This is a genomic window from Chitinophaga nivalis (assembly GCF_025989125.1).
Classification (GTDB): domain Bacteria; phylum Bacteroidota; class Bacteroidia; order Chitinophagales; family Chitinophagaceae; genus Chitinophaga; species Chitinophaga nivalis.
This window is the reverse complement of sequence record NZ_JAPDNR010000001.1, coordinates 3,378,243-3,392,392: the sequence shown is the minus strand read 5'-3', so window position 1 is coordinate 3,392,392 and position 14,150 is coordinate 3,378,243. Positions and strand designations below refer to the sequence as shown.

Sequence of the window (14,150 nt, the reverse complement as noted above, 5' to 3'; positions counted from 1 at the left end):
ATATGATAATTTTTTGAGACTATAAAAAACAAAAAGCGGGGCTACCTTACCGGCAGCCCCGCTCTGATACCCTGCTATCACTATAACTTAATCACATTCATTGTTTTCCTCTTACTTCCCTGTATCACTTCCACGATATAGGTACCCGGTATACACCGCTCTCCAAACCGGATTACCCGATCCGCACTGCTGATTTCTTCCAGTCTTTTCCCCTGCATATCATATACCCGGACCGTTACCAACGCTCCACCTTCGGGCAACGTAACGGTAAAATACTGTGTTGCCGGGTTGGGACTGATGGTTACCACCCATCCGGTTTCGTTTTCAGATACCGGCATTTCTTTTCCGGATATATCTCCCCGGTTGCAACTACCCAATCGACAGCCTGCTGCCAGGTGCGCAGGTACTGCCATGGCAGGAATACACAACTCTTTTCCGTTGTCGCCGCAGCCTTTATAATGACATACCCTCACCTTACGGCTACTACAACGTATATCCATGACCGTAACATCCACCGCAGTGTTGGCAGTACAACCATTGGCATCTGTAACGGTAACGTCATAACGATATACGCCCGGTATAGCCGGACTTACCCGTACTGCGGCCGTTGTACCACCGGCAGACCAGCGGAAAGTATAAGGCGCCCTGCCACCGGCTACCTGCGCGGCCAGCCTGATGACACCCGGGCCATAGCCCAGATAAATCGTATGGGCATTCCCGCCGGGACTTACCGTATACGCTGCCGGTATACTCACCGCCAGCTGTCCGCTGTTTACTGTGAGTGTATACTGACATACTGCCTTATTCCCGCAGACATCTTTTGCTGTCCAGGTAATCGTGGTGGCACCGGCATTGAAAGCAACCCCGTTCAAGGTACCGGCGCCGCTGCCTTGCGTAGCACCCTGCAACGTATAGGCATAGCCGATGGCACTGCAATTATCAGTAGCCGTTACATCCAGCTCATTACCTGCCGCCCGGTATGTACAACCGCCACTACCGGCACTCCGTTGCATCGCTGTTTTACAACGTATCAACGGTGCGGTGGTATCTTTCCCGGTGATACGCTGCACCTGTGTAGCCGTTCTGCCGGCATGGTCTGTCACCTGCCAGGTACGGGCGATCACGTCTTCACCGGCACAGGTACCGGCGATCCTGTTATCGATATAACGTATCAGCGGCAAGGTATCCGTGTCATCTTTTACCTGTTGCGGCACACCTGTTTGTGCCGGGTCTGCCTGATAGCGACAGCTATCATCTTTCACTACGACCCTATCTGCCGGCACGGTAAATACCGGGGCTGCATTGTTGGTGGCCACCAGCACCAGCTGGCTGTTACGGATATCGGTGGTCGGACCTGTTACCACCACGCCGGTTGCTGTATCCGGCCGGCCATATCCGCCAGCCTGCCAGGTACCTGTTGCCAGAAAACTACGCTGTTGCAGCTGTTGATTCAGGAGGCTGTCTGCCACACCAGGCCACGTTATCGCTGCAATGGCCGCCGCTGCACTATCCCCGTAATTCCGTACGACCCAATAACCGGCAACCGGCTTATCTCCTACCGGCGCGGCATACGGTGTTGCCTGTAAACGGCTCACTACCACTTCGCCCTTCGGATAACTGCCGGTAGCGGCATAATCCAATACCAGCCCGGTCTGATCAAATACATAACGACCTGCCTGCTGCACGGTTGCCGACCGGCTTACGCCCATCGCTACCGGCACTGCCGACGCTTCCCGTTTTACATCACTGTCTGCCACCACCATATAGGCATTGGGCGATACTTCTGTAAAATAGCCGGCGCCTGGCTGGCCCTGTCCCTGCAGATAAGCCTTCAGGCCCGGTGTACCAGCAGCCACCGGATGGTACATATTTTCACGGATCTCTGTAACCGTACGGGCCGTGCTCCAGATACGGAATTCATCCAACGCCCCGTCAATACCATCTCCCTCCTGGCCGCTTACGTAAAAGCCGGTCCAGCGTGCCGGGAAGGCGGATGCTGTTTGGGTACCGGCCAGTATCCCATCGCGGTAAACATTCACTTTACCCTGATCGAACGTATAGGCATAGTGGTGCCAGGTGTCGAGGTCATTGAATGCACCAGGAATTTCAATGCGGGAAGCCGCATTATTGGCTACGCCCAGGCTCATGCTACCATCGTTATTGGCATGCATCAGAAAACTTCCCCAGCCATTGCCTATCTGCTGGTTCCAATCTCTTGCCGTACGGGCTTTCAGCCACCATTCAATAGTAAATACAGTTGGTTGCCAGCTGAGGTCTTGTAGCTTTAATCCGGTATTGCTACCCTGGAAGGCATAGGCCTGTCCGGCTACCGTATCTACCTGCGACTGGCCACTGATACGGTTGATCGCCAGCTGCCCGAAGACAACGGCAGCATCGGCTGCCGTGAAGGTATACGTTACCTGATGGCCGGCAGCATCCGGCGTACGGCCCTGCAGCTGCCAGGTAGCGCCATCCGCATTAAACGGACGACGATACAACCGGTAGCTGGCCGGCCCTGTAGTTGACAGTCCATCTATATGATACAACGTCAGTTTATTTAATCCGGTAAACGTAGCATTGCTGCCATAATTATTGATAATCCAGTAACTGCTGTCGATAGCCGCAGGTATCAGATTATCCGCAGGCGCCGCGTACAACCGGCTCACCACCACATCGCCGTTGGGAACAGTACCCGTGGCGGCCATCTCCAGGCGTACACCGGTGCGGGTAAAGTCTGTCACGCCGGCAGCGGTGATCGCCTGGGTTTCACTCACCCCTGCGGCTACAGGCGCTGTAGACGCCACTCTTACTGCATTGTACAACCGTACCGGGTAACCATTATTGGAAATATCCACTACGCCCCGCTGTGCCTCCTGGAACTGCAGACATAACTTCAGGTCCGGTTCCGCCCCCGTAAGGGTGAGGTGCATGCCTTCCCGTATCTGTTGCTGTGTTCTGGCCGTTGTCCACATACGGAACTCTTCCAGCTCCCCATCTATGGCATCGCCGGTATTAGCGCCGATACGGAAGATGGACCAGTTGGGCGGCGCCGCCGACCCGGTTTTGCTATCCATCAGTTTACCATCGCGGTAAATTTTCGCCGCACCGTTTTTAAACGTATAGGCGTAATGGTGCCAGGTATTCAGCGCGGTATAGGCGCCTGCCACCTGTAAGCGGGAAGCTGCATTATTGGCCACGCCGATATTCAGCCCGCCACTATTGTCGGCATGCGCCAGGAACGATCCCCAGCCGTTTCCGATGCTTTGATTATAATTCTTGAAGGACTTCGGTTTCAGCCACCACTCAATGGTGAATTCGGTAGGTTGCCAGTTCAGGTTTTGTATCTCCAGGTAATCGCCATTTCCATCAAAGGCAAGGGCCTTACCCGCTGTTGTTTCTACGGCCACGGCTTCCTGTTTCAGGAAGATGCTGTCCAATACGGTAGTACCTGCGAGGATCTGTAACGCCCCTTCATAGCTACCGCCGGCTGCCGGCGCAAAACGCACGAATACTTTCGTGTCTTTCAATGCCCCGCCGGTAGTAGCCAGGCGGAGCGTTTCCGCGGCGTGCATATAGGCGGTATCGTTAGCAGACAGCTGGTAGCCCGCTGGCACTTTCACCTGTATGGTATCCGGCAGGTTGGCGCCGGACAGGCTGAAGTACTGGGACCCCGTCACTGCACCTGCTCTTGCATCAGCCAATACCAGTGAATCTACCGTAGCATATGCAAAAGGATGATCATCTCTCATCAACAGGTATTGCCAATAAGCGGATTGCCGTTGTAGCGTTACTGTATTGGTGATACTGTCTGCGGCATCCGCCGTACCGGTATACTGCCATTGGCCGGCAGCATAAGGTTTACGGGTAAACAATAATATCTTCCCCGGCCGGTATTCGGGCAGCGTATCTTTTAGCTTAAACGTAAGCGCCATCTCCAGTGGTCCGGCGGTAGTTGCATAACGATGACCGATCCAGAAGCTGCTGTCGATGCGTGAAGATGTAGCGGAAAATCCGTTCAGTGGTGCGGAGGTAAGCGCTATTTTGGTGAAAGACACCTGTTGGGCATCCTGTGTTTTGTATGCGGCGGTGACATCCACCCCTGCTCCGAATACCTGACTACCCGCGGCTTCCAATCCGGTGACCGTCTGACCGATACCAAAAGGATAACTGGTTTTTATTTTCTGCAAAGCACCCGTTTGTGCCAGTTCTTTTTTACTGACGATATCATAGCTGAACAACTCCGGGTTATCAAAATTAAGGTAACTCACCAACCCTGACTCTGTACCTGTCAGCGGGTGATGCATATGTTCCCGGATTTCTGCCGCCGTACGTACGGTACGCCAGATCCGGACTTCATCTACTTCTCCGTTGTAATAAAAGGCGCTGCCATTGGAACGCGTACCCAGTCTCATATTGCCGGGTAAGGTAGTCAGCGGGCCACCAGTATTCCAGGTATCCCACAGGATGCCATCGTAATACAGGATAGCCGTCGTATTGGCCGGATCGTAGGTAATGGCCATATGGTGCCATTCGTTTTTGTTGTCCGGCAGTGTATACGTACGCGTTACACTCCACAGCGACAACTTCCACTGGTTATCGGCGCCATTGGTAGCCAGGGTAAAATCGCCCCGGGTGGTACCCGTGCTTCCCGGCAGGGTAATCACCCCTCCATCGGCATTATATACACTTGTTTTTACCCAGCATTCGATGGTTCTGGGTTTGTTGCCATTTACCGCATCATTGGAGCCGAGGGTGATGGTTTCAGCCCCGTTGAACTTCATGGCATTACCCGGCGCCGGCTGGAACGTGCGGTCTTCGCCATACACTGCCTCTCCGTTCAGGGCGCCTTTCAGGCGATAGTGCCAGGTGTCACCGGAGCGTAGCTGTATGGGAACCTGTTGTTCCAATGGGACGAAACTGGTTCCCGTAAACGTTCCCGGTATCGCAAAGGTCTGGCCATATGCAGTAGTAGGGCCATATTCAAACGCCACCTGCGTGAGCGTTTTACCCAGGGCGTTCACTCTACCCGTCAGCAATACCGAATCTTTTCTTACCCCGAAAGCCGTACCGGTAATTACACTGTTGCACTTAAACAACCCTGTACTTTTTTTGACGGCGTTACAACGCAGCCCTACTACACCGCCGGTACCCACCGCCCTTACCGCATACCATTCTTCTGCTGCGGCATCGGGCGCATTGACGCCAAAAATGGTATCCGTGGTGGTACCTATCTGCTCCATGTATTTTTCTCCCAGCTTAAATATTTCGTATTGTACACCGGTCTGCGGCAATTTATTCCACGACAGCTGCAAGGCATTATCACAAACCCAGTCTATTTTAAAACTGGCGGGTACCGGCATTACACTCACGGCGCCGGATACACTGTGCTGGCTCCCTCTTTTTATGCGCACCAGCACCTTTCCGGCCAGCTCAGGAACCGTCCATTTCCATTGGCGGCGGCCGGCGGCAATACCGGTAGCAATGGTATCCCAGGTATTGCCGTTGTTAACGGAATACTCGAGGTCAAAGGTTCCGGGCGTACCAAATGCATCCCAGCGGATATATTCTTCCTGCCCGGCGCCCATGGATTCACCTCCCAGCGGATAACTCAGTACTACTTCTTCCTGCAGGAATTCGTATACCACATAAAATTCCTGTGGTCCCTGCGGCACGTTAAATCCATCTACATATAAAGTATAAGTACCCGCTACCGGCTGATCGATGGTCACCTGTTCTTCGTTGTTGATATGATCTGCTTTTCTCGTGGGTAGTGCATTCAGGCGTATAGCCGTAGCAGTGGTATCCAGGCCCCAGGGTAACGCTACATTGCCACCAGGATCTTCCACCGTCAGATCCAGGTCGTTGACCAATGCCTGCGCAGCGCCAGGCGTAGCTTCATAGTCGTGCCAATAGAGCAATACCCTTACCTGCGTGGTACCTGCTGGTACCGTGATCGGAAAACTTTTCTGTCCGCCCTGGGTGATCTTCTCCGTAGCATATTGCCTGTTTTTGATGGTCTGATAGGCACGGCGCACATTCGGGCGGCCAAACCCCGTTTTATAATCGATACCGGGGTTGTATATATCATCTGCCGTATTCAGTAAGATGGCTTTTATCAGGGCGGCCGGCGCAGTAGCAGCCGCCGTTTCCGTTTTAAACGCCTGGTGCAGGATGGCAAAGATACCCGATACTTTAGGGGCTGCAAATGAAGTACCGCCGACGCCTTCAATGGTCAGCTCCGGTTTGATACGGCCATCATAGGCCGGGCCTTTACAGGTCCATTCCAGGAAATTATCTTCATAGTCGGTACCACTTACTGTGAGCAGGTTTTTCGCATGTTTCGGCATACCTGTGATATTGGCCCAGCCGATTAATCCATTGTATTTGCCGCCAATAGCTGTGTCGCCGCCATCGTTGCCGGAAGAATATACCAACATCGCTTCCGGCCGGGTACGGATGAAATTGTCGTGCTCCGCAGACAGGCTGCTGTAGCTGGCGGCATCATTCGTCCAGCCATAGGACATATTTGTTACGCGGATTTTTTTGGCGGGATCATCATACAACGTATAGGTATTTTGCCCGGATATGCCCAGGATATTGGCGCCCCAGGCATTGGAGCGATCCCGCGGATTGATATTGCCGGCACTGCCCAGATAGCCGGCCACGCCGGAGGAATGGGAAGTGGGTTCTCCTGGCTGATTGGAGCCATCCATCACCCGGCCCTGCAGATCCGGGCCTTTGTGCATGCCGTTTTCACGTACCATTACATTTACGCCGGCGCCATTGTACAATAAGCCACCAAAGCCGGAATTGAGGAAGTTGGAGCGGCCGTGATCATTACTGAAAATGTCTTCCGGCTTTATTTCCTTGTTGTCTTTTTCCGGTTCCGGTGCGGCAGCCACAGGTTCTATATACTTGATGGCCTTTATGCCTGCCAGTTCCGTCAGTTGCTCGGGCGATACCAGCACGGTCCATTGCAAAGCAGTGGGTTTGCCGGTAATGGTACCATAGCGCCCCAATGCCGGTTCTACTTCCTTCGCTACTGCATTGGCATATGACATCACTGTGACTTCTACCTGCCGGCCTTTTTTAGCATGCGAGGGAATCCTGCCAGTATACAGGTCTTCCGCGAGTTTAAAGCTTTCATCTATTGGCAGAATCGTTCTGACGCCGAAGTTGCGCAACCGATCAGAGCGAATTTCCCTGCGAAAGTGTGCATAATAGGCGAGGTTGGGAAAATAATCCAGCAGGGTAATGCCCATTTGCTGTAACTGTTCCCTTTGGCCAGCTGTGGGCAACTGTTCAAACTGTACCAGGAAATACTGATCGCCGGTAAATTGTACCCCGCCGGTACCGGCAGCGCGGATATCTACATCGTTGGCAGTATATCCTTTCGGAGGGGTAAACTTTTTATTGACATGGAGAATACGGTAGTCCTTCTCCCGGGGACCGGGTAGCTGTGCGTGTAACAACAGGGTACACATACAACACCCGAAAAATAATAGTAGCATTTTTTTCATAACGACGTTACTTTTTGATGAGATAAGACTGATAGTGGTGGTACTTCCGGGCAATACCTTTCCTTTTCCGGAAGCGGCTTCCGGAGCAAACACCTGTTACTGACCATTTATTTCAACGGCCGGATAACAGCGGTATAATAGTATCGGTAACGCATACACGAAAAGTACCGGTTACAGGGGCATGTTACTTACATACAGTTTGTTTTTGTGGTGATGAGATACGGATATTTGGTTGACTACAATAAAAAATACCGGCTGCCAATGCACTGGCAACACTACTTCCGACGGGTTTCATGACGACGATATACCACACAGTACCGGGAAATACACGATGATCGGGAATAGGATGTTACAGTAAACAGATCCGGAAAAACAAAAAAGATTCGCTCAAAAAACGTTCATGGACAATGGTACAAATATTTCATGTTCACTTTAATAATAACGGGCTACTACTATTCAAACATCTGCTGTTATCAAAAATAAAGCTTTTCGGGAGAAATAAAACAGGGGAATCAATTTTCCGGAGAAAATACCAACCGTTACTTTTCACTGTACCTGTTAATCAAACGGTATAACGGGGTATAGACAGAATTTTCAGCTTTTGCCGGGGAGCGGCCATTCAAATGCTACCGGGTTCATATAAGGATCTACCACCTGCAACACACAGATGCGATCCGCTTCATATTCCTTTAAAGCCGTCCGTATTTCATCCAGCGAAGTACCTGTTGCTTCACATTCAACCAGGTCATCTATACTAAAAGTACAAGTGTATAGCTGCTGTGCTATTTTTTCTGCTGCCTGCTCTGCTTCCCAGGCAGCGGCAGCAGTGGCTGCGTGCGAGACCAATACATCCAGTTCCCCCTGCAATACCGCCGGATAGGATTGTAATAAGCGCGCCATCCCTTCGAGGTAAGTATGGTTCAATTGGCGGCCACCTTGTTCATATTGCTCCCCGAGGTAATCTATACCGCAAGCGTCTTTTGTGGTATTATCGGCAGGGGGCTCATATAACTCCTGCAATGTTCGTGCATATTGTTCAAACAGCGGATGTTCGGGCTCCAGCAGCTGAATATGATATCCATTAATGGTTACCCAGATAGGTGTGGAATAAATAAACTCAAACCAGACATCTACTTTTACATATTCATTTTTCGCCTCAAAGTGCGTCTCAAAAGCTATTTGCTGTTCTTCAAAATCGGTGAAACCCGCTGCTTTCAAAAAAGCAAAAGCACTTTCCACACTTTCTTTTATATCTGTATACAGGTTCATCAAACGGAGATTTATACGTAAGATAAGCGGAATACTTTATTATGGCAATAGCAACCAGCGCCCTTCCGCTCATGGTATAATTTTTGTGCCTGGCGGGCTACTATGATTTATATTTATACCATTACAGAAAAACCACTGGCTGAAAAAAGTATTACGATAACATTACCAGACAATGCCGGTAGTACACAACAACACCTGGTAGTTGTACAAAGTTATATTTCCTGGCTGGGTCCCTGGTTTCCGGCCAGTTTCAAAACCGTAAAAGTATACGACAACAACAACGTACAGGTTCCAAAGAAAAAATGGACCGCTGCCGTAAAACAGGAAGCTACCGCCTTAAAAGCAACGGTACCCTTTCAGATAGGCTTTTTCAGGAACACCATTATCCTGGCCGTGGTATTGGGTATATTATCCTTAGTGATGCCCCGCATCAATAAACAACGTGCCGCACAGGCGCAGGCCAACATCACCGCACTCAACGAAAAAATGAAACACCTCGCACCGGGCGATATGCTACGGGTATCTTTTATAAAGATGATTAACGAAAATACAGCCGGTGGTGAGATCGGACTGGCTAAAGTAACCCGGATATCGAACGATACGTTGTTTATTGTTCGTAGTACCAACATGGCAGAGAATACCATCGATAATAAAAAAGCGCCTTTCACGGCAACAGGTTTTTCGGCAATAGCGGAAAAGATTAACCTGCAGACACTCATTATCAGTGATGCGGATCGTATCCTGCAAACATATCCGGCACCCGGTGAAAGTTCCGGTAATACCATTGGTACCGTAATTGGTCTGGAAAACTAATATTAATCGCATTTTTTATATACAATAAGGGCCGCGTGTATGCGGCCCTTATTTTTATCACACTTATCAGTTTACCAGTTGCTATTCCCGTGTACCCATACTGGTTATGATCCGGCAAAAGCATTAGCATGATCTCAGCATATTGCCGCCGGATCAACATCAACAGCTGCACATGAGGCTATGCACACATGATAAAAATATCCGGATACACCTCAAAAAAAGCCGAACATGCGTTTAAATATCAGGTGCATTTGCTATTAGGATGCCTCTATATCTGTGGGATCCGGGATCCATTACCTGATAAATACGACTATACCAACACTAACAGTGTATCTGAAAAAAAGCCTGGATATACTGGTATATTTATACTAAAAAAAACTTAAAAAAAATGGTAGTATAGTTGGTACTTTATGGCTGTTGAAACGACCTATAACAACAACAAAATAATGTGTACCTGAATAACTGTTATAACGAAATACTGATACCCCTATACTGACCAACACCTGAGCACTGGTATCCTTTCCGGTACTTTATGGAGGTAAAAAAAACAATACTATGAGCACCTGAAAACTGTAACGAAAGAATACGGGCACACTTATACTGATGAATACCTGAATGACGGTAAGCTATCCGCTACTTCATGGATTTAAAAAAGACCTATACCCCAAAACAACACCATTATGAAAATACCTCCATAACTGTAATGAAAGAATATGCGCACACCTATACTGATGAATACCTGAATGACGGTAGGCTAACCGATACTTCATGTATTTAAAAGCTACCTATACCCCAAAACAACACCATTATGAGAACACCTCCATAACTGTAATGAAAGAATATGCGCACACCTATACTGATGAATACCTGAATGACGGTAGGCTAACCGATACTTCATGGATTTAAAAACTACCTATACCCCAAAACAACACCATTATGAAAACACCTCCATAACTGTAATAAAGGAATATGGGCACACCTCAACTGATGAATACCTGAATGACGGTAAGCTATCCGATACTTCATGGATTTAAAAATAAACCTATGCCCATCAACAATACCATCATGAGCGCCTGAATAATCGTAAAACAGCTGAAATAACTGACACATCTGATTATCAATGACCCCAAAATCTGAGCCTTTGTACCACGTATCGCATAGCCGACATACCATCGCTTCAGCTGTCTGTACAGCCAAATACACCTTACCTCACATCCCGATTATCAAACCCCATTTCAACACCCCAAAAACCTATTTTTATGTTAGTAAAAATGTTAATCACCATCGTAAAATGGACCATCCTGAGCCTCGCTTTACTCCTGCTTGCCGGATTTACCTATGAGCAATATTCCCGTTGGAGCCTTGAAAAAAATCTATACCATGGAAAAACATTTGCAGACGTCAATGGCGACCGGATTCATTATGTCAAAAAAGGAAGCGGCCCGTATACTGTTGTTTTTGTATCCGGTTTAGGCAGCAATTCCTTTATCTGGAAAGAGATCCAGGATAACATTTCCCCTTATGCCGTCACCATTGCCTATGACCGGATTGGTTTATTCCTGAGTCAACCTGGAAAAGACTCGCTCACAAATGCATCCGTTACAGCGGAACTGACTACCCTGCTGGAAAAAACGAATTGTCCCAAACCTTATATCCTCGTGGGACATTCGATGGCCGGCATCTATCTGCGCCCGTTTATTCAGCAGCATGAAAAGGATATCGCGGGTATTGTATTTGTGGATTCCTCGCATCCGCTGATGGTGAAAAAAATGCCGCCGGCGCTGTTTGAATCCCTTACCGCAGAACCGGCATGGCAGGTTTCTTTATCCGTAGCACTGGGATGGTACCGGCTTAAACATATCTGGGAGCCGATTGCTACCGATATTCCTGTCACGCATCCGGTACATATCCATGCCAGGAACTACTTCTACAAATCCTGCAAAACTACTTTGATGGAAGGCCTCAGTGACCTGAATAACATGGAGGATGGAGAGCGCTATACCTCTTTCGGTAATATACCGCTTACCCTGATCATGGGTACCGGCACGATCCGCTATGCAGGTATGTCTGACGAAGCAGCAGCACAGTACCGCGTACTTTGGGAGGATTTACAACACGATCTGCTGAAACTATCTACCAACAGCCGCCTGATAAAAGCAGACAAAAGCGGGCATGTCATTCAGGTAACAGAGCCAAATGTTATCATTGATGCCGTCCGGCAAACGATCGCCGCGGTGCAGTAAGCCTCCGCTGTTATCATCCTGTAAAAGCCGCTGCCGGGACGGCGGCTTTTACTTTCTTTTCCGTAAAAATATCTTCCGTTAACGCATATATTTTTACGGATAGCCTAACTTGTGCCCCGTCTGTTTCAAAAATACCGGCTGCATCTCTATATGAAATCAATCTTTGTTGTTGTTCTGTTATGTCTATTTTGTTATCAATTACCTGCACAACACCTGTATTCCCGGGCATTCGGTAATCCCCGGCATACACCTGTTATTTTCATCCATGGCGGTCCCCGGGGAAATTCCGTACTCTTTGAGGCCACCACGGCAGCACAACTGGCCGATAAAGGGTTTTATGTAATCGTATACGACCGAAGAGGTGAAGGCAGGTCTTCCTACGAAAATGCGACCCTCACCTATCAGGAAGCATTTGATGACCTCCACCGGATCTATCAACAATATCAGCTGCAACGGGCCAACCTCATCGGGTTCAGCTTCGGTGGATTGGTCACCACGCTTTTTGCAGCAAAGTATCCTGAAAAAATACAGTCTATCATATTAACCAGTGCCTTGTTTTCACAACAGGAAACGTATGACCACATTCTTGATTCCGTTCAACAGATTTATCAGCAACGCCACGACACCCTGGAGCTGAACAACGTTGCACTGGTAAAAAAATCCGATCGGAATACCGCCAGCTACAGAAGTGCCTGTTTTACCCTCGCCGGCAAAAACGGATTTTTCAAAGTACCGCAGCCGGATGCTGCAGCCCGGCACCTTTACCAGGCATACGATACCAGCTCCTGGCGCAAGCAGGATATCCGGCATGATGAGGCACCGGCGCTTTTTTATCAGCATGAAAAGCGAAACAATATCAATGTAAAACCACCACTTATTTCCCTGGTACGCCGGCATATACCGGTATATGCCCTGTATGGCAAACAGGATGGTATCTTCTCCTCTAAAATGATTATTGATCTCAAAAATATTGTTGGCGCAAAAAATTTCAGGTACCTGGATAATTGTTCCCATTATCTTTTTGCCGATCAGCAAGCGCTATTCCTGCAATATATGCAGCAGTTCCTCCAATAGCCTCCTATACACTGCATCCGGTAATACTGACAGTCAGGAATATCTTTTCTTGCTTTCCGGATGCAGTTGTTTTATATAAATTACAGTGAGTTTTATCATCAGACGACCCACTTTTACTGCATACTTTATTGCTTTAACAGACAGGCCTTCTCTTTTAACGCCATGCTTCCGGATTCCCTCTCCGGCATGTACCTACCGGGGATATATACCATGAGTGGAAATACCCGCTGCAGTGAATGATACGCCTGAATAACTTTCCTGACCATTTCAACCCAAACAGGTATGGATCTTCCCATAACAGCACTCCTGCAGGAGATTTGCCCTCCAAAACTGCATCCACTGGCTGCGGATGCCGAACAACAAGTACAGGAATGGATAAACGCTATGACTGGTCTCCCTCCGTCTTTTCTCGAAAAATACAGGCATGCCGCTTTTGGCATACTTACCGCAGGCTTGTATCCACAGTGTACGGCAGCCCAGTTGATGATGTTCAGCAGGTATATCCTCTGGATTTTCATGCACGATGATTTTTTTGGTCCCATGCCTCCCGCTGCCATTCAGGCATCATCCGAGGAAGCTATCCGGATATTACGGGGCGCCTCCTCCTTGGACCATCCCATTATGCAGCAGCTGGCAATACTCCAGCAAGAACTGGTACCCTATGTGGATGCAGCCTGGCAAGAGCGGTTTATTCAGCATATGAGCGATTTTTTCACGTCAATAGCCATAGAGCGGGGATACAATTATAACCCATCGCTTACCTATCCGTCTCTTGACACTTATTTAGCCCTCCGGCTACAATCCACGGCCTCCTTCACGCTGATAGACCTGGCACAGGTAGCGGCAGCACAACTGATGCCGGATGCGTTGCTGCATCATCCGGACATCAGTCGTTTAACCATACTGGCCAACAAGGCCACCGGCTGGACCAATGATTATTTTTCCTTTGCGAAAGAAGAAAATCTGGAAACAACCAATCTCATTTTTGTACTCCAGCATACCTGTCAATACTCCCGGGAAGAAGCACTGGCGGCGACGATCCGGCAATACAACGAGGTGATCCTGGAGTTCAAGTCGGTACTGAACCGGTTACCTGATTTCGGCGACCAGCAATCGCTGGTGGAAAACTATATACAAGGATTGAAATGGGTGATTTCCGGTCATCTTAACTGGTACAGCTATACGAAACGTTACCAGATGAATCCCTTTTCTACCACACCCCATCAATAAA

Annotated in this window: 6 protein-coding genes; 4 read left to right on the top strand and 2 right to left on the bottom strand. The window is 49.0% G+C overall.

Translation table 11 applies throughout. From position 1 onward, the window contains the following. Positions 1 to 80: 80 nt before the first annotated feature. Both OL444_RS13775 and OL444_RS13770 read right to left on the bottom strand, forming a co-directional pair. The gene (locus OL444_RS13775) at positions 81 to 7,520 is read right to left on the bottom strand and encodes a LamG-like jellyroll fold domain-containing protein (protein WP_264732590.1); all 7,440 of its coding nucleotides are present in this window, start codon (positions 7,518 to 7,520) and stop codon (positions 81 to 83) included. Between the two features lie 594 nt (positions 7,521 to 8,114). Further along, complete coding sequence (locus OL444_RS13770) at positions 8,115 to 8,789, bottom strand: hypothetical protein (RefSeq protein WP_264732592.1); 675 nt, start codon at positions 8,787 to 8,789, stop codon at positions 8,115 to 8,117. 102 nt (positions 8,790 to 8,891) lie between these two features. Between OL444_RS13770 and OL444_RS13765 the strand changes: the two genes are divergently transcribed. From OL444_RS13765 to OL444_RS13750, 4 genes are all read left to right on the top strand, one after another. Then, positions 8,892 to 9,602, top strand: a complete 711-nt coding sequence (locus OL444_RS13765) for a hypothetical protein (protein WP_264732594.1) — start codon at positions 8,892 to 8,894, stop codon at positions 9,600 to 9,602. Positions 9,603 to 10,861: 1,259 nt separating this feature from the next. Then, on the top strand, positions 10,862 to 11,845 hold the full coding sequence (locus tag OL444_RS13760) for an alpha/beta fold hydrolase (protein ID WP_264732596.1): 984 nt from the start codon (positions 10,862 to 10,864) through the stop codon (positions 11,843 to 11,845). A 150-nt stretch (positions 11,846 to 11,995) separates the two neighbouring features. Beyond that, positions 11,996 to 12,919, top strand: coding sequence for an alpha/beta fold hydrolase (locus tag OL444_RS13755; protein ID WP_264732598.1), 924 nt, complete (start codon positions 11,996 to 11,998; stop codon positions 12,917 to 12,919). Positions 12,920 to 13,201: 282 nt separating this feature from the next. Beyond that, a complete protein-coding gene (locus OL444_RS13750; RefSeq protein ID WP_264732600.1) occupies positions 13,202 to 14,149 on the top strand; it encodes a terpene synthase family protein in 948 nt (315 codons plus the stop codon). The last annotated feature ends 1 nt before the right edge of the window (position 14,150 follow it).